We start from the raw sequence: 21,732 nt of genomic DNA on the forward strand, positions 1-21,732 counted from the left end.
ATACTACTCAATTTGCTTCTAAAAGCAATAGACTTATGATACGACTGGTTGATATTTAAGCACTAATTTTCATTAAAACGCTTTAATTCAGTAAAGATTTTCAACAACTCAGCCAAATCAGGTTTTTCATTTCGTTCTATGGCACCTTGTTTATCGTAGATATTAAACTGGCCATTTTGATCCATGTAGAGGGTGGCATTATCTGTGGTAATGACAACATCGTCGTTGTCACCCGTGATTACCCATGGGTAAGTACGTTTAACACTAAATAAATCTTCACCTTGGCTGTAATCATCAGGTGGATTACTGACATGTAATAAACGCTGCATCAGTGTTGTCATCACATCTTGATGGCTTGTTAGCTTATCTATCTGCTGTGCAGGTGTGTTTGGCCAATAAATAAACAGTGGTACCTGCATATTATCACGGTTGAAGCGTTTACCATCTAACCATTCGTTTTCTGCTTTTCCTTGGTTATTGTAATTTGCCGTCACAATAACAATGGTATTTTGCAAGCGATTATCACGTTGTAATGCGGCCATTACGCGATTGATTTGTTCATTCGTTTTTGCACTTCCAGGTGTTCCTTTAATATTCAGGAAAGAGAACCAAGGCGAGCCGTTCTTAAGGTTATCTAGCCAGTTATTCCACTGTGTAACGGTTAAGTTGTCATTATCTGCAGTTTTTGCAGGTAATGAGTAATCAGCTAAAATAGCTTGTCTGAATAATGGAGAATTAAAGCCATCTGTTGAGAATAAACCAAACTGATACCCTTGATGTTGTAAGGCTTCAATTAGCGCTGATGGGTGGCGGCCATTGAGAATATTATCGAAATAAGTCGATGAAATACCATAGAATAGGCCAAATAGCGCAGTATCGTTACGTAGCCCAGTCGTGTAGTGATTCGTAAACTGCGTACTGATTTCTTTAAATTCGTTTAACGCCCCCATAGAATCTTGTTGAGATTTATCCCCTAGATCATCAATGACCAACAATAATAAGTTGTAATCAGCGCCTTGGTCATAATAACTTAAAGGTTTCAATGGGTAGTTTAATTTAAGTGCCGTTGGGCTACCTTGTTGGAATACACGATTTTGATGTTCGGTTAAGTCTAATAGACCATACCTATCAAGTAGCTTGCGAGCTGTCATGGGTTGCGACAATGGATAATTGTAGCGTTGCATGGTGATAGGGCGATAAAAATTAGCGTCGGCCCATGCATACATCAGATGTGACATAATAAAAGTCACAATAAAAATAGCCGCCAGAGGTTTGCCGAATGTTTGGCGGTTTAAACTACGTAGTTTTTGCCAACTCCAAGTCGCAAATAACATTTCAACAAGAAAGATAATGGGAATACTGATAAACATCAGTTGCCACTCACGAGCCATTTCCCCCTTAGTTGGGTTGATGACCAAGTCCCAAACTTGCGGTGTTAAATGCAAACCGAATTGACTAAAAACACGGATATCAAAGATTAATAGTGTTATTCCTGCCGTTGCAAGGGCAACACAAAGTAGCCTCAGCAACCGCTGAGACATAACAATAAAGGTCAGTGGAAAAATAATTAGCAAGTAAGTCGCAAAGACCACAAAACTAAAGTGACCTAACCAACTGACGAAAGCATAAATTCGGCCAGTTAAGGTATCTGGCCAATCAAAAATAAACAGATAGCTGCTACTTAACACGAGGCTAAGCAGTATATTGAATAGTGCAAACCAGTGCCCCCAACCAATCATGTTAGAGACTTTGTCACGGTAGCGCAGGTGGGTGACCATACTGTTTATTTCATTAATCAATTAGTGTGATTGATCTTCTTTAACAGAAGAAAGTAATGCATTTGCGAATGATTCTGCAATCATTTTACGTTGCGCAGGCGCAACCGACGTATTCAGCAGATTCGTTACCATATTACCTAACACCATGAGGGAAAGGTCAACAGGGGTGTGATTTTTTTCTAACACACTCACGAGGTCAGAAAGTAAACCTTCAACTTTTTCATCACTATAGCGAGATGATTGTGGCATAAATTGAGACATCCTAAATTAATGAAAGCTACATATCATAGCGTATCACAGTTGGTTTTTCTTCTTTCTTCGCAACAAATTTTTGTTTAAATGGGAATAATGTTAATTCAGATTCGTAAAGTGCGTATTAGTTCAGCGTAATCAGGCTAAAAATAGAACAAATGATGGTTTCTGTTGCAGATGAATAATATCAATGTTTGAATACGCGCAACATTATTTTCGCTATAACGAAGGAGCCAACAATGAGTCTGGAAATTAACCAGATAGCTTTACACCAGCTAATTAAAAGAGATGAGCAGACCCTAGAGGTGATGTTGCGGGATTCTTTATTGACAGCAGATGGTGTCGTACAAGACATGATGGCAGAATTACACCGCGTCTATAGTGCTAAAAGTAAAGCATTTGGTGAATTTAACGAAGAAAGTGAACTTGCTGATGCGTTAAAGTTATTGCGTAAGGGCGAAGAAGAATTTTTAGGTTTCAGCCGTGCGATGACGGTTCGCTTGAAAGATGAATTAGCCAAATATCCTTTTGCGGAAGGGGGCGTGGTTCTCTTTTGTCAATACCGTTACCTCGCGGTCGAATACTTATTAATTGCGGTGCTCAATAGTTGTGACAGCATGTTTGTCACAGAATCATTGGATTTAGGCACGACACATTATTTAGATATTCCTCATGCAGATATTGTCGCACGTATTGATTTAACCGAATGGGAAACCAATCCTGAGTCAAAACGCTATTTAACTTTCTTAAAAGGTAGAGTAGGGCGGAAAGTTTCTGATTTCTTTATGGATTTTCTGGCTGCATCTGAAGGGTTAAACGCAAAAGTTCAGAATAAAGGCTTGGTTCAGGCACTTGATGATTTTTGTGACAATGCACAAATGGACAAAAATACGCGCCAAGCTTATCGCCAGCAAGTACATAGTTATTGCACAGAACAATTACAGTCTGGAGAGGAAATAGAGCTACAGGCGTTGGCAAAAGAGCTGCCAATGGTTGAAGAACAAAGCTTTGACGATTTCGCTCGCCAAAATGATTATCAACTCGAAGAAAGTTTCCCTGCCGATAGAGGAACGTTAAAGCAATTAACGAAGTTTTCGGGGAGTGGTGGCGGGATCACGATTAGCTTTGATGCGATGCTCATGGGGGAGCGTATCTTTTGGGACCCTGTCACTGATACGTTAACCATTCGTGGCACACCACCTAATTTGCGTGATCAATTACAACGCCGTGGTACTAAATAGGTTGTGGTGTTGAAGAGGTAGAAATAAATAACGCCGCAATTGCGGCGTTATTTACTCGGCGTCCCGAAAATTTCTAAAGCTCGGCTGTGGGCTTTAATTAAGCGCGCAGGAAGTCAATGTGCGTCACTTTTGGCTTAAATGGGTGACGTTGAACAGCCTGAACTTTTACTTTTGTTTCTTTACCATCGATAACCAGATTCAGAACTTCGTAAAATTCTGCTTTGCTTTCTTGGTTGATGATTTCATCGTGGTTAAGAGTTACAGAGATAGCTTCTTGGTTGCCACCGTAAACGATAGCTGGAAGCTGGTTATCTCTGCGCAGGCGGCGGCTCGCACCCTTACCCTGCTCTTTACGTTCAATTGCATTGATAGTTAACATTACTATTTCTCTATAAAAAGAAAATATAAATTCCTGCTACAGGCGACCCAGCAGCAGGTTCGAGATTTGGCCTAGGATAATCTATTCATAGAACAAGATATCGGAAGGCGGGCGGCATTTTAACGAAAAATCGGCCATCCAGCAATCATTATGATCATTTTCACGTTATGACAGGGGAGCAGCAACGCGAAAACGCCCTTGATAATCGAAGATTTTCTCTCGAATTTCCCAAAAGCGTTCTTTTTTGCGCGCGACAATAAATTGGGGATATCGTAATAAAGATTGTTGCACTAATATATCATTTGCATTATTCCACTTAAACGGAACACCTGGGGCACGCTGATGCTCACGTAAAAAACGATATTCGAACACGCGTTTTTGTGCGGGTGTGGCTAGGCGAAAACGTTCTGAAACACAGGTTCCATCTTCATCATAATAATTGATTTTAATCCATTCACCTTTGTTATCACTCCCTGTAATGAATTGCATACCACCACAACGAATAATTAACGCATCTTTGAGTTTTAAGGCGGCTTTTAGCATATCGTCAGGGTCGGTAAGCACTTCTTGGCATTTTTGACAGCGACGAGCCGCTATATCATTTTCTGCACCACAGTGTGGACATTGTTTAAACCGAAAACGAAATTCACATTGTTTTTTCTGCTTATTTTCATCTTCTTCCCAGCCTTGGCAGCGCCGGCCGTAATGTTCAATAATTTGCCCATCAGAGGTACATTTTCCCCAAAAAATATTCGCAAATTGGCATAATGGGCAAAAAACTTGCACAGGCACACTGGTTGAATTTGGTTGACTTGACCCCACTTCAGGCCGAAATAAATCGTGTGGATTACCTGCGTAATCTAAGATTAAACAGCGTGTTTTTCCCTCATAAAGGCGTAATCCTCGGCCAACAATTTGTTGGTATAAGCTGACTGACTCTGTTGGCCGCAAAATAGCAATCACATCGACATGAGGCGCATCAAACCCTGTTGTTAATACTGAAACGTTAACGAGATAATGTAATTCTTTATTTTTAAATTGCTTAATAATTGCTTGCCTATCAATTGCTGGGGTTTCAGCCGTCACTAATGCCGCACTATTCTTCGGTAGATAACTCAGAATTTCTTTGGCATGCTCGACCGTCGCAGCAAAGATCATGCAGCCTTGTAACGGTGTTGCATATTCAATAACTTGCTCAATAATTTTAGGCGTAATGCGTTGTTGTTTTTTTAATGACAAATTAAGTTCTTGTTCGTTAAAAATACCCGATGATGTTAGTGAAACTTGGCTAAAATCATATTGTAAAACAGGCATGTCTAAGCGTTCAGGTGGAACTAAGAATTTGTTTTTAATCATATAGTGTAGGGGGAGTTCATAAATACACTCTCGGAAAAAACAATTTTCATCACCACGTACCATGCCATGGTAATGGTATTGGTAAATCCAGCCACTGTTGAGGCGGTAAGGGGTGGCTGTTAATCCTAAAATACGTAATGAAGGGTTATTAGCTTGTAAAACTTGAATAATTTGTTGATATTGGCTTTTATCATTCAAACTTATGCGATGGCACTCATCAATAATCACTAGGGAAAAATGTGCATCAAATGCTTTTAGATTGCGAGCAACGGATTGCACACTGCCGAAAACGACTTTGCTTTGAGACTCTTTGCGATTCAGTCCCGCGGCAAAAATATCAGCTTGCAGGCCATATGCGAGGTACTTAGCATGGTTCTGTTCAACTAACTCTTTCACATGAGCTAATACCAGCACTCGTCCTCGAGCGAGCCGAGCCAATTCGGCAATCACTAAGCTTTTACCTGCGCCAGTAGGCAAGACAATCACAGCCGGGTGAGTCTGCTTACGGAAATAACTCACTGTCGCATCGACAGCTTCTTGTTGATAAGGGCGTAAAATAAAAGGCATATTATTCAGTATTATGTAATTAAATCAGGTGAATGACGTTAAATTTAATTTAAAACGATGAGTCTGTCTAAAGATGTCAGCTGCTTAGGTGAAGCTATCACTTCACAGGGGTTATTGTTATAATGAATAATGTGATAACAATCACAACACCCTTTCACTCTATATTCTGACAGTTGAGCGTTATTGTACGCTTCGCTGGCATTCCATCAAGTTAAGAGAATCTATGCGACTGGATAAATTTTTGTCCCAGCAATTAGGGATAAGCCGAAGTTTGGTAGCGCGAGAATTGCGCGCAGGGCTTGTAACGGTTGATGATGAAATCGTTAAGTCAGGGGCCTTTCAAGTTACGATTGATCATGAAGTCGCTTATGATGGTAATGTCCTCGTGCAAGTTACTGGGCCGCGTTATTTTATGTTACATAAGCCACAAGGCTATATTTGCTCAACAGATGACCCAACACATCCAACAATTCTTTTTTTTATTGATGAGCCTCTCGCACAAAAACTGCATTCAGCAGGACGTTTAGATATCGACACAACGGGTCTTGTCTTATTAACTGATGATGGTCAGTGGTCACATCGCATCACTTCACCGAAGCATCATTGTGAAAAAACATACCGAGTTCAATTGAGTGACGATATCGCCAATGATGTTGCCGAACAGTTTGCTCAGGGGGTCATGCTTAACGGCGAAAAACACCCAACTAAACCGGCGAAACTGGAAATTATTAGCCCTAGAGATGTCCGATTGACGATTAGTGAAGGGCGCTATCATCAAGTAAAACGCATGTTTGCTGCGGTAGGGAACCATGTTTGTGGGCTGCATCGTGAACGCGTTGGCGAAATTTGGCTAGATGAGACACTTGAACCAGGAGAATACCGCCCACTGACGGAAGAAGAGATCAATAGTATTAATGTACCACGTAAAAAAACAGCAGGAGTTTAAAGAGTGCAACAGCAGCGTTCATCCTATTTGGGGCTGATATTAATTCTAGGTTTATTATCGATGTTAATGCCATTGGCTATCGATATGTACCTACCAAGCTTTCCGACGATGATGCATTATTTTAATGTAGATGAAGGGCGCATTCAGATGACGCTCAATAGCTACATTTTTGGTTTTGCTATAGGGCAATTATTCTATGGTCCGATGGCAGATAGCATTGGGCGTAAACCTGTTATTTTAGGTGGGGTCGTCGTTTTTGCCATCGCATCAGCAGCCTGTGCTATTACGGAATCGATTGATTCACTGATTTGGTTACGTTTCTTACATGGTTTTGCTGCTGCCGCTGCAAGTGTTGTGATTAACGCACTTATGCGGGATATGTTTACTCGTGATGAATTTTCAAGAAGTATGTCTTTTGTTGTCTTAGTGATGACAATCGCACCGTTGTTAGCCCCTATTTTAGGGGGGGAGCTAATGCGCTGGTTCTCATGGCATGCAATTTTTTGGAGCATCGCCATTGCCGCGGTTATCGCTGTCGTTTTAGTGAGCTGTTTTGTGCGAGAAACATTACCCGTAGCTAAAAGGCAGAAGTTTCATATTGGTACAACATTAAGGCAGTTTGCTACTTTATTTAGGGCAAGACAGGTACTGTTCTACATATTAGCGAGTTCATTTTCCTTTGCAGGGATGTTTTCGTTCTTAAATGCAGGCGCTTTTGTGTATATCGATTTAAATGGGGTATCTCCACAGAATTTCGGCTACTATTTTGGTATCAATATCATCTTCCTATTTATTATGACGACAATAAATAGCCGCTATGTTAGGCATTTTGGTGCCGAAAAAATGCTTTATTTTGGTATTATTATTCAATTTGTAATGGGGGTGTGGTTGCTAGCGACAACAGCCTTTGCGCTAGATTTTTGGACACTGGTAATCGGCGTTGCCATTTATGTTAGTGGTATAGCGATGATCACGTCGAATGCAATGGCAGTGATCTTGGATAATTATCCACATATTGCAGGAACCGTTTCTTCATTGGCAGGAACAATAAGGTTTTCAATTGGCGCACTCGTTGGAACTTTGTTATCACTAATACCTGCTCAGAGCGCATGGCCAATGGTCGGCTCAATGGTTGCTTGCGTGGCGCTCTCGATGTTATTTGTTTTACTAGCCAAAAAAACAAAATAAATCATATGTTTTTAAGTTTCATGGATGAAACTGAGAACACTCAATTCTCTTCTTCATTATTTATAACGGACTAATCAAAGTTTGTTCTAGTTACTTTCCCATATAATTCATTTATCTATTAGAGATAAAAGTGATTACTCGATAAAATCGAGTGATAACGCAGTGGTATTAATAATCTTTAGTGAAAAATGATCTAAATCAATTATCATTACAGCTGAATTTGTTAAATTTATGTTTTGTGATTTGATATGCATTGCAACATTATTCATTAATAAAAATTTGGATTTACTTCAAAAATAAACTGTTTTTTACTATTTTCTTTTCACAAATGTAAAAAAAAGTTAAGTGTTTTATGCAAGATGTTAGGATGTAGCGATCAAAATTAGTTTATATTTTAAGATATTTGCTATTAAAATGAATATGCAATGATTTATGTCACAAAAATTTAACGACATTTTGTTTTTTTAATGTTATATTTATGATTCGTTATTTAACATTAATGTCACTTTTTAGATAACTAAAAGTTCGGTTTGAACGATGAATGATTGGCTTAAGCCCGTGTTAGGTCAAGTAAGAAAGTAAATATCAATACTTGGCAAAATACTAAAATGTTTCAATAGGATATGTTTGTGGAAAAATTAGGTCTTTCGGTGGTGCACAGGCTACCGCAAAGCTACCGCTGGTTATCAGGCAAAAAAGGTACCGATGTTGAAGTTGTGCCTATGAATGATGTCGATAGCGATAAGCTTGTGGGGCTGAAACTGCTTAGCCATGACTGTGCGACAGACTGTATTGCAATGCAGCAATTGTCTGAATCATTATCAGACATGCAGATTGCTAATGCGATCTTAGAGTGGCAGAAAGAAATTTGCCTATTTATTCATGCTAATGATGAGTTAGCCGCTATGTGCCGTTTAAAAGCTTCAGGTGTTGCTATAGCAGAACTTTCTTCTGGTTTTTATAGTGCTTAGCTTTGAGTATGTTTTAATCTTTGTTTAGTAATGATGGCTCGACTGTTTATTACTGTTTTTGCTTACTGATTTTATTTGGCTCTATATTTAAAACTGTTTTTTTGGATGAGTATCATCATGAGGTGGAATTTGGTGACTGAGTTATTTTTGATTTAAAATCGGATGACTACCACTAAATTTAGTCAGTAAAGATTTCCAATAAAAAAGCTTCCATCAAATGGAAGCTTTTTTATTGGAAAGGGGATATAGGGTACTACAAAAATTTATGAACCGTTGATAATGCGTCTACTTGCGTAATATCTTTTGCTCCAGTAAGAGTTAGTCATTTCAGAAACGATAACACCACTACTGGTTGATGCATGGACAAATTTTTGGTCACCAATATAAATGCCAACATGCTTCATAGTACGGCCTGTTTTAAATAAAACAATATCACCGACTTTTAGATTATTACGTTTTACGCTTTTGCCGGAGGATTCTTGTTCAGAGGTCGTACGAGGGAGTTCAACACCAAATTGTTCAAGAAATGTTCTCTGTACGAAACTTGAGCAATCAACACCTTTCTTTGTTGTGCCGCCAAGACGATAAGCTACGCCTTTCCAGCTTGCGTATTGATCCATTATTTTAGATTTAGTGTCAACACTTTGTACTAACTCTTCGAATTCATCTTGAGATGCCATCGTCAATGAGTCACCCGCAGAACCATTTAGCATACGAGTATCTGATTTAGCAGTATATTGTGTGTTTTTAGCTGACTTTGGGTTGGTACATGCTGTGAGCGTTACGGCGATTGCAATTGCCGGAACAATGCGCCAAGCATAGCGCTTAAGTTTTTCAGAGGTTAGCATTCTTATATATATCCCTTACCATTTTTCTTTTTAGTACTTTATTGTGTAAAAAGACACAAAAAAACTAAACTTATCCCTGTGAAAAACGCATTATAGATGGCAAAACTGTGTTTTTCGCAGAAAGTGTTTATCGTAGTACCACTAAACTTCGAGTGTACTAGTCATATTTAGTGACTTATTGAGTATAGGAGATATATCAATATTTACTAAATTTACTAAGACATTCTTTACATTTTTTTGTTTAGAAGATTCAGCATCGTAGTAGTACCAAATCAAACCTTTAAGAGCATACATAAACAAAAGCAAAATGGCGAGTTAATAGGGGTGAAATTTACAAAACATTAGATAAAAGTGCCTATTTGCCATTGGTTTATGTGACAATTGTCTACAATGAAGGATATTACTTATAAAGATGGTATTTTTAACTAGTAAAATATGAACTAAATCACACTTTTCTATGTGTTATTTCAGTGAATTTGCATAATTAAGGAGCTTTCAAACTAGAAGTGTAAAGAAGTTTAAGTTTTTATTTAGAGGGAGTGTGTTTGTACTCAAATAAACAGCTTAATTTTTGTTAAGAAAGTCCATTAGAATAAAAAACGCTCAGAAAATAATTTAAAAAATAAAAGTACTGTATGTACATCAGTATTTTTTGGTTGTATTTATTAGCAATTCTCCACAATATTAATATCGACTAGTGAGTAGCATTCTACCATAACCATTCATAACCAATGTATTGTTAGAGCAACTCTAATAATACGTCAATATAACTAGATATTTAATGGTGACAGCAAAATAGGGGGCGAGGAATGTGTCTATATCTTAAGATTATAGTCACGATAAAGTCGTTGTTCGAAATCAGCAAACCGGCGATTTAGGGTGGAACGAGCAATTCTAGTTGAGAAATAATCAATGGGGATTAGGTTAGATGAGCCAAGGTTATCTATAATAATAAATTGACCATAAGGTTTATAGCCTAGTTGATAAACGATGTTATAAGTTTTGAGCGCCATCGTGGTAATAGCCTCTTTGTATATGTTCTTTTTAAATTGCTCATAAGCAATTTTCATGTTTCTTTTATGTTTCAAAAAAACTTGTTTATTTTTTAGATAATAATCTAAAGTATTTGAAACATTTTCTGTCTTATCTTTGATTAATTGGAATACGTACCCTAGCCCCCGATCAGTTTGCTGGGTGCCATAGTAATGAGAAATCGTTTTTACGGTAAGATTCCTTTTATACAAGCGTTTATAATAGCGAACCTTTCTTAATGTTTCTTTATCATCTCGCCCACTTAAATGAACTTTTACACATAGATGATTATACTCAGGATGCTGATAACAAGCACGTTGCCTGCCTGATGCGATCAAGTTTTCAGAAGGTAATAAAATTTTTTTATCTAAGTTCATATTCATGATAATAAACACTTTTTTTAACAAGTTTAAGGTGTTTGATATATAGATATACCTAAAATGGCATAGCGACGATTTTTATAAATTAATTGACCAATGCTAATAGATTATATTTATAAAGTGTTGCATTTTGTGTGGTTAATTAAGTGTGAGGCAAGTCATATATTTTGTTTTGATAAATAATAAAACAAAAAATAAAAAACTACGGCTATAAATGAAATTATTAATATCCCTTTGGAATTAGTATGTCGTCCTCAGGCAATTCAGCCAAATAAATACTTTAACTGTAAATAAATTACAGGAAGTGACGATAACATAATTTTAAACGGGAATTTCGTTATGAATAGCTCAGTAAAAAAAATGGTAATGGCTTTTTTAGCAGTAACAGCATTGAACTCAAGCTTTTCAGTATTTGCATCTGAAAACAGTGAGGTAAAACGCAGCAATACAGGCGTTATTCGATTTACTGGAGCTATTGTAGCAGCGCCTTGTATTGTCGAAGCCAATGCGAATAAAGTAGAAACCAAATGCTGGAATGATAGTGGTAAATTGGAAACCGCATCTGCAGATATTCGTAAACTAAAGAATCAAGAAATGTTGCTTCCGAATCAAAAAGGTACTCAACAATTCAACTGGATTAATAAAGATAAAACCCTAGGTATTTACACAATAAAATACGATTAATTTTGAGACGAACACAAATTGAATATAGCAAACTAAGATGAGAAGGTATGCAATGTTTAATTTTAATGACATATGCCTATGAACAATAAATTCATAGGCATATAAAGGCTTATTTCTTTCAAATCAAAAGCAGAAATTAATCACAACGGCCCATATAACGACGCTCAGCGATATGAATACGAATTTTTTCACCGGTTGTTAAATATTCAGGAACTTGAACTGTTAACCCTGTAGCCATCGTTGCAGGCTTAGTTCGTGCGCTAGCCGAAGCCCCTTTAATTGCTGGGGTTGTCTCAATAATGACCATATCAACCGTTTGTGGTAACTCTAAAGCAAGAACTTGCCCATCCATTGTTAACACTTGCATTCCTGGTAACCCTTCTTCAGGAATGAAAAGTAATTCTTCTTCAATATCGGCTTTTTTGAAAAGGTAGGGAGTATAGTCTTCATTGTCCATAAAGACATATTCATCACCATCAATATAAGAAAAGCTCACTCCACGACGGGTTAGGGAAATTGTTTCTAAAATATCATCGCCTTTGAAACGCTCTTCAACTTTCTGGCCCGTTTTGATATCAGTAAAGCGCATTTTATATAATGTACTCGCTCCACGAGCACTAGGTGCTTGAATATCAATGTCTTTTACAAGTAATAATTTGCCATTGTAGTTTATTGCAAAACCACGTTTGATTTCATTGGCCTTGGCCATAAATAACCTTCTTTGGGGTTGTCAAAAAGAGTGCGACAAAATTACTCGCAGATAAGGAATTAGGCAAGATGCTAAAGTCAATTTTCGGTGAAAAATTTTTGGAAAATACAATTTTAGATAATACAGTTCTTGGATAAGGCAATAAGTATGAATATAACCCGTGGGCTATATTCATACTGAAATGATTAGTAGATAGGAAGTAAGCCAGACAATGACAATAAATGAGCCACCGCATTAACTAAACCAAAAAGGATCACGAAGCCAATGATAAAGCTTCCTCCTGGTGCTCTATAGCTGTTATTTGGATAACGTTTACGACTGGCTCTTGCCATCAAGGCAGGGACAATAACAGCCCAAATAGTGGCAGCCAACCCGGCAAAACCAATCGCATAAATAAACCCATTAGGGAAAATTAAAGCGAGAATTGTTGGTGGTAAAAATGTGACTGCGACAGATTTAAGACGGCCAAACTTATTATCTTCAAATTTGAAAAAGTCAGCAATAAAATCAAATAACCCTAAAGACACGCCTAAGAAAGAGCTAGCTAGAGCCATGTACGAAAACAGGTTCAAAAATTGAGAGATAAAACTACTTTGGGTGGAAATATTCATTTGAGCCAGTAATGCATCAATATTATTGCCGTTTTCTCTGATCTCAATAAATGACGTTCTTGGAATATTTCCTTGAATAGCGTACTGCCATAAAATATAGATAACAACAGTGATTGTGGCACCATAGACGAGGCTCTTAACAACACTACGGCTATCTTTATTATAATATTTTACTAATCCAGGGACATTACCATGATAACCAAAAGAGGTTAATAAATAAGGTAATGCGGCTAAGGCATAGGGGAGGTATTGGCTTTCGCTTTGCTCAGTTTGGTTAAATAAAATCGCGGGCGATGCAGTGGAAACCATCCCACCGATTGACATGATAAAGGTGATTACCATCCCGCCAATTAAAATGGTGCTTAACCTGTCGACAGCACGTGTAGAAAGCCATACAAAAAAAGCAACAATGAAAGCAAAAACAAAGCCTGCACCCGCTTGTGGTATCTGTATTTTTTCTGACAGGTTTGCTGCGATGATAGAGCTGCCCGCAGAAATATAGGCATAAGTGAGTATATAAAGCACAAAAGTAACGGATAAGCCGTTAATTGAATTCCAAGTTGAACCTAATAAATCCTTTACCATTGTATGGAAACTAGCACCCGCAGGGTAATTCATATTAGCTTCTAAAATCATTAACCCAGAAAGTAACATGCAAATAAAGGTATAAATTAACAGTATGACAGAGCCTGTGAACCATACGCCGGAAGTCACCATAGGAATTGAAAACATACCCGCACCCACCGCAGTACCGGCAATGATCATCGCACCTCCTAATATAGAAGGATTTTTTTGTTGTGTTGTTCCATCAATAGCCATGGTGGCTCCTAAATATATCGTTTCACTGTACTAGCTAAATGATACGGCAAGAGTGCAGTATTGTAAATATAGTAAATGGAATAAAATAGGGAAAAATGAGTAATTAGAAAGGGATGGATGATAAACGTACAAAAAGAGGATGTTGTACGTTTACACTTGATTAGGCTTTGTGGTGATAGAAACGTTGTGTAAGCCAGAGGTCAACAGCATTGCGGCTAGCTTCAAAATGAGGCTCTGGGAGCTTATCAGGTGAAACCCACATTAAGTTTTCACATTTATCTGCTTCCATAATTCGAGGCTCAACATCACCGCTATATTCAACATGCATACAAATAGAAACCGTATGTTTACCTTCTTGTTGATAAGTTTGTAAATTATTGCTGATGCCAAAAACGGTGGGGGCTTGGATATCAATACCAATTTCTTCTTTTATTTCGCGAATGGCACAATTTTCAAAAGACTCACCTGGGTCAACGTGACCTCCGAAAATAGACCAATAGGGCGCATGTTTACTGCTGCGTTTACCCATTAAAATTTGCCCATGTTTGTTCGTGATTAGAACACCGACACCCACGACGACGTTGGTAGGCTCAGACATATCTTCTCCTTATTGTTTTCTTTTTTAGCGCGCTGATCCTGACATAATCGTGTAGAAAAACAAGCAGGAAAAAGTACAAATATCACTGAAAACAATATGCTTTAATGTTATAACTATAATTAAATTTAAAGACACGATAATCATGATAAGGGAGATTAGTGGTTATGACTCGCCGGGTTGCTACAATTACATTAAATCCTGCTTACGACCTTGTGGGCTTATGCTCTACTATCGAAGTTGGTGAAGTCAATTTAGTCAAAACCGCTAGCCTCAATGCGGGTGGTAAAGGTGTCAATGTCGCAAAAGTGCTCCGCGACTTAGGTATTGATATCACCGTTAGTGGTTTTATGGGAAAGGATAACCAAGAAGAATTCCAACATTTTTTCAGTGAAAATGGTATGGCTAATCGCTTTAGTATGGTGCCAGGGCGTACACGAATTAACGTGAAACTCACTGAAAATAACGGGGAATCGACTGATTTCAATTTTTCAGGTTTTGAAGTTAGTAAAGAAGATTGGAACCGTTTCTCGACAGAGTCGCTCAACTGGTTAGGCCATTTCGATATGGTTGTGGTGAGCGGAAGTTTACCGAGTGGTATTGACCCAGAAGAATTTACTCGCTGGATGACTCGCCTTCGCCAATTATGCCCATGTATTATTTTCGATAGTAGCCGAGAAGCCTTAAAGGCAGGTTTGAAAGCGTCACCATGGCTAGTAAAACCTAATCGTCATGAATTAGAAAGTTGGGTTGGCCGAAAACTGCCAGATTTACAAGATGTTGTAGCCGCAGCGCATGAGTTAAGAGACAAAGGAATTTCTCATGTTGTTATTTCATTAGGGGAAGAAGGGGCTTTGTGGGTTAATGCTTCGGGTTCTTGGCTGGCGAAACCGCCACATTGTGAAGTGATAAGCACGGTTGGGGCTGGTGACTCGATGGTAGCAGGGCTAGCTTATGGGTTACTCAATGGAGAGTCCAGCGAGCATACGTTACGTATGGCGACCGCAATTTCTGCACTATCCGTTTCTCAGCCAGATGTCGGTTTAAAAAATAGAAACAAATTAGCGGATATGATGGCTAAAATTGAAATGAAATCGTTATAGTGCGTTAGTTTCAACCAAAACCCCTACATGATAAATGCAGGGGTTTTTGGTTATTAGAAAGCAAATAATTAGCTATTTTGTTGTGCTTTGAGCCATGCAATTTCTTGCGGCCAAATATCGGGGTTAACGGTTTCTAAAATCAATGGGATACCATCAAAGCGGTTATCTTGCATAATGTAAGTAAATGGCGCAAAGCCTATGTTTCCTTCACCTAAACTATGGTGGCGGTCAACGCGGCTGGCAAATTCACTTTTAGCATCATTTAGGTGCATTCCTTTTAGAAATTCAAACCCGACAATCTCTGCAAATTGGCCGAATGTTTTGTCACAATCTTCGGCCGTGCGTAGGTCATAACCTGCGGCAAATGCGTGGCAAGTATCAATACAAACGCCTACACGGCTTTTATCTTTCACCCGTTCAATAATTTTTGCAAGATGCGTAAAGTCAAAGCCTAAGTTAGTGCCTTGTCCCGCCGTGTTTTCAATTACAGCGGTCACGCCTTCGGTCTCAGCAAGGGCAATATTAATAGATTCAGCAATTCGAGCTAAACAATCGTCAATTTCAATTTTCTTTAAATGACTACCTGGGTGAAAGTTAAGTAAATCAATACCTAATTGTTCGCAGCGTTGCATCTCATCGATAAAAGCGACACGAGATTTCTCTAAAGCTTCAAATTCGGGGTGACCTAGATTGATCAAATAGCTGTCATGAGGAAGGATTTGATGCTTGCCGTACCCATATTTCTTGCAGTTATCTTTAAATTTTTTAATAACGTCTTCGCTTAACGGTGCGGCTTTCCATTGGCGCTGATTTTTTGTGAATAATGCAAAAGCGGTTGCATTGATTTCATGTGCGCGAATAACGGCTTGGTCAACGCCACCTGAGGCGCTGACATGTGCTCCAATATATTTCATTTTTGACTCCTTTTTATTGGAGTATGCCATTAATAAGTGAATAAATGAAATCAACAAAAAAGCCACCAGTTAAGGTGGCTAAAAACGAGGAAAATGTAGATTAAAAAATGTTTTGAATCAGTAGGTTAATTAATAGCCCGCCAACTATCAACCAAACAAACAGTATCAGCGCCATTAACAAGGGTTTAATACCCGCTTGGCGAATAGCACTCACATGGGTCGTTAGCCCTAAAGCCACCATTGCCATTGCGAGTAAAATTGTATCTAACGCAATGATTTGTTGCACTAATACTTGAGGCAGTAGGTTGAGTGAGTTAAAACCTGCAACAACAATAAAGAATACAGCGAACCAAGGAATAGTAATTTTGCTTTTTGGGCTATTGGTTGTTTGGTTAGCCGCTGTTTTACGGCTTAAGAAAGCCGATAAGATAATGAGAAAAGGCGCAAGCATCATGACACGGATCATTTTGGCAATAACAGAGGCATTTTCTGCATCTGTACCAATTGTATGGCCTGCTGCAACAACCTGTGCAACTTCATGTACTGTTGAACCAATGTAAATTCCAAAGGTTTCTTCTGTTGCCGGAAACCAACCAAAGTGTGCGTTTAATTGGTAAATCCAAGGGTAAACAAAGATACAAATCGTACCAAAGATAACAACGGTTGAAACGGCAACCGCGACTTTACTTGCGGATGCTTTAACGACAGGCTCAGTTGCCATGACCGCGGCTGCGCCACAGATACTACTGCCAGCACCAATTAATAGTGTTGTTTCTTCATCAAGACCGAACACTTTTTTACCTAGCCAATACGCTAGTAAGAATGTTGATGTTAATGTTAAAGCATCGATAATGACACCAGTGGCTCCGACGTCTGTGATTTGCTGGAAAGTAAGGCGAAAACCATACAAGATAATACCAGCGCGTAGGAAATAGTGTTTGGCAAATTTAATGCCTGCATCACAAGATTGACTGGCTACGGGATAAAAAGTATTCCCTACAATAATTCCTAATAATATTGCGAGGGTTAATGCACCTAAACCGATATCCATAAACCAGGGTTGGTCACCGAGGTAAATTGCAATAGCAGTTAGGAGCCCAGCTAAAATAATACCTGGTATGAGTTTTAATATAGGGTTCTGACTGTTCTGCTCAAGGGTGTTGGTGTCACTTTTATTCATGATGATGCTCTTTATTACCGCTTATAAGATTTAGTAATAAGGATATAACAAAAGTAATAATAATTTAAATTGATTATCTTTATATAATCTACCACCAAAATAGATTATAAGTTTCTTCTGGAATATTGCGAATAAATCGTTAATATTAACATTATTATTACAAATACTAAAAATCACGTTGGGGCTTACCTTTATGCGAATTACACTTAGGCAACTTGAGGTTTTTACGGAAGTATTAAAAAGTGGCTCCACGACGCAGGCATCTCAGTTATTAGCGCTTTCACAATCAGCTGTCAGCGCATCCCTAACGGATTTAGAAGGCCAATTAGGCGTTCAATTATTTGACCGTGTGGGTAAACGACTTGTTACAAATGAGCACGGAAGGCTGCTTTATCCCAAAGCGTTAGCATTATTAGAGCAAGGGTTAGAGGTCGAGCAATTATTTAAAAAAGAGATGGGGGCTGTGCGTCTTGCTGCCAGTACGACGATTGGTAATTATATTTTGCCAGAAGTCTTAGCGGGTTATCGTCATGATCACCCGGATATACCTTTAGAGCTTTTTATCAGTAACACAGAAGAAATCATTAAATCCGTTATGGAGTTTCGAGCGGACGTTGGGTTAATTGAAGGTGTTTGCCATAGCCCTGAGTTAATTTCTAAAGCATGGTTAAAAGATGAACTCGTTATTTTTGTTTCACCTCAAAACCCATTAGCGAATAAAAATATCTCTTTAAAAGATTTGCGTGATGCGCCTTGGATTTTGCGTGAAAGGGGGTCAGGTACGCGAGATGTCCTTGACCAACTATTATTTGCACATCTTCCCGGCTTTCATATTTTAATGGAGCTAGGTAATTCAGAAGCGATTAAACATGCAGTGCGTTACGGAATAGGCATAAGCTGTTTATCACGCCGAGTGATCGAAGAGCAATTAGAAAATGGCTCTCTAGTCGAATTAAAAATAGACGAACTTCATTTAGAAAGAACGCTATACTTGATTTATCACCGTCAAAAGCATCTTTCGAACGCGATTACTAACCTGTTGTCTTATTGCAACTAGTAATACTCGCCATATATCGAGCCGCAGCCTTGTTGGCTGCGCTTTTTCGTCTTAGTTAAATACCTCATTCTATTTTTGATATTCTTTCAATAGAAATGGGGGGTATTTGGCAATAACGCGTTTTACTTATAATTTTGTGTGAATTATGAAGGTATCTTATAACAGTGAAGAGTTGCTTAGTTCTCACAGCCTATTTTGCTAGAATCCATGCGATATTAGCTGAATAATAAATTGCAGGGAACAAATGTCAGAACAACATACCAATACTATCTCGCAGGGCGGCCCACAAAGACTACGCCGTGAGTTAAAGGCGCGCCATCTTGCGATGATTGCTATCGGTGGATCTATCGGTACCGGTTTATTCGTTGCATCGGGTGCAACGGTTGCACAAGCAGGTCCCGGTGGAGCACTCCTTTCTTATGCTATCATTGGCTTAATGGTCTATTTTTTGATGACCAGTTTGGGCGAGTTAGCTGCTTATATGCCTGTTTCGGGCTCATTTGCAACTTATGGTGCAAAATATGTCGATGAAGGCTTTGGTTTCGCACTTGGGTGGAACTACTGGTACAACTGGGCCGTGACCATTGCGGTTGACTTAGTTGCCGCTCAATTGGTGATGACCTACTGGTTCCCAGATACGCCCGGTTGGATTTGGAGCGCAATCTTCCTCGCCATTATTTTCTTACTGAATTTCATCTCGGTTAAAGGGTTTGGTGAGGCTGAATACTGGTTCTCATTAATAAAAGTCACCACGGTCGTCATTTTTATTGTTGTCGGCGTATTAATGATTTTTGGCATCATGAGCGGTGCGGAAAATGCCGGGTGGCATAATTGGGAAATTGGTGATGCACCTTTTGCTGGTGGTTTTTCAGCAATGATTGGCGTGGCAATGATAGTTGGGTTCTCATTCCAAGGAACTGAATTAATCGGTATTGCTGCGGGTGAATCGAAAGACCCCGCTAAAAATATTCCAAAAGCCGTGCGCAAAGTATTTTGGCGTATCTTGTTATTCTATATCTTTGCAATCTTAATTATTAGTTTGATCATTCCTTACACTGATCCAAACTTACTGCGTAATGATGTCAAAGATATTAGTGTAAGCCCATTCACTTTAGTATTTGAAAATGCAGGCTTATTATCTGCGGCAGCAGTCATGAATGCGGTTATTTTAACAGCGGTATTATCGGCAGGTAACTCCGGTATGTACGCATCAACGCGTATGTTGTATACCTTAGCCCGAGAAGGCAAAGCGCCGCGTATTTTCGCCCGTTTATCTAAAGGTGGCGTACCTCGTTATGCTTTGTTAGCAACGACGGTTATTGCGGGCTTATGTTTCTTGAGTTCCATGTTTGGAAACCAGACGGTGTACTTGTGGCTATTAAATACATCGGGAATGACAGGGTTTATTGCTTGGTTAGGTATTGCAATTAGCCATTATCGTTTCCGTAGAGGCTATATTGCACAAGGGAGAGATCTTAATGACTTACCTTATCGTTCAGGTTTTTTCCCAATTGGTCCTATTTTTGCCTTTATTTTGTGTTTAACAATTACATTAGGCCAAAACTACCAAGCCTTTTTAGAAGATAAAATTGATTGGGTAGGGGTTACCGCAACTTATATTGGAATTCCGTTATTTTTAGCAATTTGGTTTGGTTATAAGATAGCGAAGAAAACGACGTTTATCCGTTATAAAGACATGAGCTTTCCAAGTTACCGCGAAAATTTAGATAAATAGTTTTTTTAAATATCTATCATCAATAACAGCACTCTTAATAGGGTGCTGTTTTTTTATATATAGCGCAATAAACCTGCATTTTGGCGGTAAAATAGGCTGAATGTTTAGGTTTACGATGATGGTCACATAATTCTATTGATGAAAGCCATGATTAAACTAATAATCGTATTGATAAGTATTCTTATTTGCTTTATTGTTACCGCATAAAAAAAAGTAAGTCAATGAGGTTAAGAGTGGAGCTTAATACTATGTCGTCGGTAGCCAAGAAGTCTGTAGCTAGGTCGGTAGTAAAAGGAATAAGTTTAGCGTTATTAGCAAGTGCCAGTTTGAGCGCGTGGTCAGCAACAGTGACTGACATGGCGGGAAGAACCGTTGAAGTACCCGATAATGTTAACCGTATTTTACTTGGTGAAGGCCGCCTATTTAGTGCGGTTGCTCTACTTGAAGGCGACAAGCCGATTGAACGTATCGTAGGGTGGCAAGGGGATTTGCGTAAATTAGACCCACAAACTTATGCGGCTTATAAAGCCAAGTTCCCTGCGATTGACAATATCCCATTGATAGGTAATACCAGCGCAGATAGCGTCAGTTCAGAAAAAGTATTAACCCTAAACCCTGATATTGCGATTTTTGGTTTGTCAGGCCATGGGCCGGGAAAAAATAGTGAATTAGTTAACCAGCTTGAGAAAGCCGGCGTACCTGTTGTATTTGTGGATTTCCGTGATAAACCACTGGAAAACACCTTGCCTAGTATGCGTTTACTTGGCAAAGCATTAAATCGTGAACAGGCAGCAAATAAGTATGTCGATTTTTATGAAAGAAACCAAAAATTAGTCACTGATATTACTTCTAAAATACCAGAAGATAAAAAACCAAGTGTTTTTATTGAATTACGTGCAGGAGCATTTGAAGATTGCTGTGGTACCGCGGGCGATGGAAATATGGGGAACTTTATTGATTTAGCTGGTGGTAAAAATATTGCTAAAGGCGTTTTGCCGGGCGCGCTTGGTACGATGAACTTAGAGAAAATCATTGCTGCGGACCCAAATATTTACATTGCATCTGGTGCAAAAGCGCCGGGTAGTAAAGATGCAGGCGTTCAATTAGGCGCACAAAGCACATTAGCTGATGCACAAGAAAGCCTGAAAAAAATTACTGAACGTAAAGGGATTAGCTCGTTATCAGCCATAAAAGATAAGCAAGATTATGCTATCTGGCACAATTACTATAACTCTCCATACAATGTGATTGCGACGCAAGTTTTCGCCAAATGGTTTTACCCAGAACAATTTACCGATCTTGAACCGCAAAAAACACTGGATGAATTACATAGAGAGTTTCTCGCTATCGAACCAACAGGTGTATATTGGGTCAGCGAAAAGTAATG

At 38.8% G+C, this 21,732-nt stretch carries 20 protein-coding genes; 9 read left to right on the forward strand and 11 right to left on the reverse strand.

The window, feature by feature from the left end:
- Positions 1 to 62 precede the first annotated feature (62 nt).
- A complete protein-coding gene (yejM, locus tag M1F26_RS08030) occupies positions 63 to 1,778 on the reverse strand; it encodes an LPS biosynthesis-modulating metalloenzyme YejM (protein ID WP_140172553.1) in 1,716 nt (571 codons plus the stop codon).
- A gap of 21 nt (positions 1,779 to 1,799) precedes the next feature.
- Positions 1,800 to 2,027, reverse strand: coding sequence for a YejL family protein (locus tag M1F26_RS08035; RefSeq protein WP_004911940.1), 228 nt, complete (start codon positions 2,025 to 2,027; stop codon positions 1,800 to 1,802).
- A gap of 242 nt (positions 2,028 to 2,269) precedes the next feature.
- On the opposite strand from M1F26_RS08035, the gene yejK reads away from it, so the two are divergent.
- Positions 2,270 to 3,271, forward strand: coding sequence for a nucleoid-associated protein YejK (gene yejK / locus M1F26_RS08040; RefSeq protein WP_004260056.1), 1,002 nt, complete (start codon positions 2,270 to 2,272; stop codon positions 3,269 to 3,271).
- Positions 3,272 to 3,368: 97 nt separating this feature from the next.
- Here yejK and rplY read toward each other — a convergent pair whose 3' ends face one another.
- Both rplY and M1F26_RS08050 read right to left on the reverse strand, forming a co-directional pair.
- On the reverse strand, positions 3,369 to 3,650 hold the full coding sequence (rplY, locus tag M1F26_RS08045) for a 50S ribosomal protein L25 (protein WP_004260060.1): 282 nt from the start codon (positions 3,648 to 3,650) through the stop codon (positions 3,369 to 3,371).
- 165 nt (positions 3,651 to 3,815) lie between these two features.
- Complete coding sequence (locus M1F26_RS08050) at positions 3,816 to 5,573, reverse strand: DEAD/DEAH box helicase (RefSeq protein WP_140172552.1); 1,758 nt, start codon at positions 5,571 to 5,573, stop codon at positions 3,816 to 3,818.
- 223 nt (positions 5,574 to 5,796) lie between these two features.
- Between M1F26_RS08050 and rsuA the strand changes: the two genes are divergently transcribed.
- The 3 genes from rsuA (at position 5,797) to M1F26_RS08065 (ending at position 8,678) form a co-directional block, all read left to right on the forward strand.
- Complete coding sequence (rsuA, locus tag M1F26_RS08055) at positions 5,797 to 6,519, forward strand: 16S rRNA pseudouridine(516) synthase RsuA (protein ID WP_140172551.1); 723 nt, start codon at positions 5,797 to 5,799, stop codon at positions 6,517 to 6,519.
- A 60-nt stretch (positions 6,520 to 6,579) separates the two neighbouring features.
- Entirely contained in the window at positions 6,580 to 7,707 is a 1,128-nt protein-coding gene (locus M1F26_RS08060) for a Bcr/CflA family multidrug efflux MFS transporter (protein ID WP_233618366.1), read from the forward strand.
- Between the two features lie 629 nt (positions 7,708 to 8,336).
- Positions 8,337 to 8,678, forward strand: coding sequence for a hypothetical protein (locus M1F26_RS08065; protein ID WP_102137693.1), 342 nt, complete (start codon positions 8,337 to 8,339; stop codon positions 8,676 to 8,678).
- A 263-nt stretch (positions 8,679 to 8,941) separates the two neighbouring features.
- On the opposite strand, the gene mepS is transcribed toward M1F26_RS08065, so the two are convergent.
- Both mepS and M1F26_RS08075 read right to left on the reverse strand, forming a co-directional pair.
- On the reverse strand, positions 8,942 to 9,526 hold the full coding sequence (mepS, locus tag M1F26_RS08070) for a bifunctional murein DD-endopeptidase/murein LD-carboxypeptidase (RefSeq protein ID WP_004253117.1): 585 nt from the start codon (positions 9,524 to 9,526) through the stop codon (positions 8,942 to 8,944).
- An 815-nt stretch (positions 9,527 to 10,341) separates the two neighbouring features.
- Positions 10,342 to 10,941, reverse strand: a complete 600-nt coding sequence (locus tag M1F26_RS08075) for a YrbL family protein (protein ID WP_140172549.1) — start codon at positions 10,939 to 10,941, stop codon at positions 10,342 to 10,344.
- 336 nt (positions 10,942 to 11,277) lie between these two features.
- On the opposite strand from M1F26_RS08075, the gene M1F26_RS08080 reads away from it, so the two are divergent.
- Positions 11,278 to 11,622, forward strand: coding sequence for a hypothetical protein (locus M1F26_RS08080; protein WP_004253122.1), 345 nt, complete (start codon positions 11,278 to 11,280; stop codon positions 11,620 to 11,622).
- A 136-nt stretch (positions 11,623 to 11,758) separates the two neighbouring features.
- Here the strand turns inward: M1F26_RS08080 and yeiP are convergent, their stop codons facing one another.
- The 3 genes from yeiP to M1F26_RS08095 form a co-directional block, all read right to left on the reverse strand.
- Positions 11,759 to 12,331: an elongation factor P-like protein YeiP gene (yeiP, locus tag M1F26_RS08085; protein ID WP_140172548.1), complete on the reverse strand. Its 573-nt coding sequence runs from the start codon at positions 12,329 to 12,331 to the stop codon at positions 11,759 to 11,761.
- A gap of 185 nt (positions 12,332 to 12,516) precedes the next feature.
- Positions 12,517 to 13,761, reverse strand: coding sequence for a tryptophan permease (gene mtr / locus M1F26_RS08090; protein WP_140172547.1), 1,245 nt, complete (start codon positions 13,759 to 13,761; stop codon positions 12,517 to 12,519).
- 160 nt (positions 13,762 to 13,921) lie between these two features.
- The gene (locus M1F26_RS08095; protein WP_140172546.1) at positions 13,922 to 14,359 is read right to left on the reverse strand and encodes a nucleotide triphosphate diphosphatase NUDT15; all 438 of its coding nucleotides are present in this window, start codon (positions 14,357 to 14,359) and stop codon (positions 13,922 to 13,924) included.
- 164 nt (positions 14,360 to 14,523) lie between these two features.
- Here M1F26_RS08095 and fruK point away from each other — a divergent pair, with 164 nt between their 5' ends.
- Complete coding sequence (gene fruK, locus M1F26_RS08100; protein ID WP_004253135.1) at positions 14,524 to 15,459, forward strand: 1-phosphofructokinase; 936 nt, start codon at positions 14,524 to 14,526, stop codon at positions 15,457 to 15,459.
- 68 nt (positions 15,460 to 15,527) lie between these two features.
- Here the strand turns inward: fruK and nfo are convergent, their stop codons facing one another.
- Together nfo and M1F26_RS08110 are read right to left on the reverse strand one after the other, a co-directional pair.
- Positions 15,528 to 16,373: a deoxyribonuclease IV gene (nfo, locus tag M1F26_RS08105; protein WP_140172545.1), complete on the reverse strand. Its 846-nt coding sequence runs from the start codon at positions 16,371 to 16,373 to the stop codon at positions 15,528 to 15,530.
- Between the two features lie 100 nt (positions 16,374 to 16,473).
- Positions 16,474 to 17,553, reverse strand: coding sequence for a YeiH family protein (locus M1F26_RS08110; protein WP_140172544.1), 1,080 nt, complete (start codon positions 17,551 to 17,553; stop codon positions 16,474 to 16,476).
- A 193-nt stretch (positions 17,554 to 17,746) separates the two neighbouring features.
- On the opposite strand from M1F26_RS08110, the gene yieE reads away from it, so the two are divergent.
- From yieE to M1F26_RS08125, 3 genes are all read left to right on the forward strand, one after another.
- The gene (yieE, locus tag M1F26_RS08115) at positions 17,747 to 18,610 is read left to right on the forward strand and encodes a DNA-binding transcriptional regulator YeiE (protein WP_125891229.1); all 864 of its coding nucleotides are present in this window, start codon (positions 17,747 to 17,749) and stop codon (positions 18,608 to 18,610) included.
- Between the two features lie 244 nt (positions 18,611 to 18,854).
- On the forward strand, positions 18,855 to 20,345 hold the full coding sequence (locus tag M1F26_RS08120; protein ID WP_140172543.1) for an amino acid permease: 1,491 nt from the start codon (positions 18,855 to 18,857) through the stop codon (positions 20,343 to 20,345).
- A gap of 221 nt (positions 20,346 to 20,566) precedes the next feature.
- Positions 20,567 to 21,730 carry an ABC transporter substrate-binding protein gene (locus M1F26_RS08125; RefSeq protein WP_140172542.1) on the forward strand — a complete coding sequence of 388 codons (1,164 nt, stop codon included), beginning with the start codon at positions 20,567 to 20,569 and terminating at the stop codon, positions 21,728 to 21,730.
- Positions 21,731 to 21,732 lie beyond the last annotated feature (2 nt).

It is taken from the genome of Providencia sp. PROV048 (assembly GCF_033688165.1).
Lineage (GTDB): Bacteria > Pseudomonadota > Gammaproteobacteria > Enterobacterales > Enterobacteriaceae > Providencia > Providencia hangzhouensis.

Excerpts from the sequence above, each read along its gene's own strand:
- yejM (WP_140172553.1), bottom strand. The coding sequence starts at position 1,778 with ATGGTCACCCACCTGCGCTACCGTGACAAAGTCTCTAACATGATTGGT.
- M1F26_RS08035 (WP_004911940.1), bottom strand. The coding sequence starts at position 2,027 with ATGCCACAATCATCTCGCTATAGTGATGAAAAAGTTGAAGGTTTACTT.
- yejK (WP_004260056.1), top strand. The coding sequence starts at position 2,270 with ATGAGTCTGGAAATTAACCAGATAGCTTTACACCAGCTAATTAAAAGA.
- rplY (WP_004260060.1), bottom strand. The coding sequence starts at position 3,650 with ATGTTAACTATCAATGCAATTGAACGTAAAGAGCAGGGTAAGGGTGCG.
- M1F26_RS08050 (WP_140172552.1), bottom strand. The coding sequence starts at position 5,573 with ATGCCTTTTATTTTACGCCCTTATCAACAAGAAGCTGTCGATGCGACA.
- rsuA (WP_140172551.1), top strand. The coding sequence starts at position 5,797 with ATGCGACTGGATAAATTTTTGTCCCAGCAATTAGGGATAAGCCGAAGT.
- M1F26_RS08060 (WP_233618366.1), top strand. The coding sequence starts at position 6,580 with ATGTTAATGCCATTGGCTATCGATATGTACCTACCAAGCTTTCCGACG.
- mepS (WP_004253117.1), bottom strand. The coding sequence starts at position 9,526 with ATGCTAACCTCTGAAAAACTTAAGCGCTATGCTTGGCGCATTGTTCCG.
- M1F26_RS08075 (WP_140172549.1), bottom strand. The coding sequence starts at position 10,941 with ATGAATATGAACTTAGATAAAAAAATTTTATTACCTTCTGAAAACTTG.
- M1F26_RS08080 (WP_004253122.1), top strand. The coding sequence starts at position 11,278 with ATGAATAGCTCAGTAAAAAAAATGGTAATGGCTTTTTTAGCAGTAACA.
- yeiP (WP_140172548.1), bottom strand. The coding sequence starts at position 12,331 with ATGGCCAAGGCCAATGAAATCAAACGTGGTTTTGCAATAAACTACAAT.
- mtr (WP_140172547.1), bottom strand. The coding sequence starts at position 13,761 with ATGGCTATTGATGGAACAACACAACAAAAAAATCCTTCTATATTAGGA.
- M1F26_RS08095 (WP_140172546.1), bottom strand. The coding sequence starts at position 14,359 with ATGTCTGAGCCTACCAACGTCGTCGTGGGTGTCGGTGTTCTAATCACG.
- fruK (WP_004253135.1), top strand. The coding sequence starts at position 14,524 with ATGACTCGCCGGGTTGCTACAATTACATTAAATCCTGCTTACGACCTT.
- nfo (WP_140172545.1), bottom strand. The coding sequence starts at position 16,373 with ATGAAATATATTGGAGCACATGTCAGCGCCTCAGGTGGCGTTGACCAA.
- M1F26_RS08110 (WP_140172544.1), bottom strand. The coding sequence starts at position 17,553 with ATGAATAAAAGTGACACCAACACCCTTGAGCAGAACAGTCAGAACCCT.
- yieE (WP_125891229.1), top strand. The coding sequence starts at position 17,747 with ATGCGAATTACACTTAGGCAACTTGAGGTTTTTACGGAAGTATTAAAA.
- M1F26_RS08120 (WP_140172543.1), top strand. The coding sequence starts at position 18,855 with ATGTCAGAACAACATACCAATACTATCTCGCAGGGCGGCCCACAAAGA.
- M1F26_RS08125 (WP_140172542.1), top strand. The coding sequence starts at position 20,567 with ATGAGGTTAAGAGTGGAGCTTAATACTATGTCGTCGGTAGCCAAGAAG.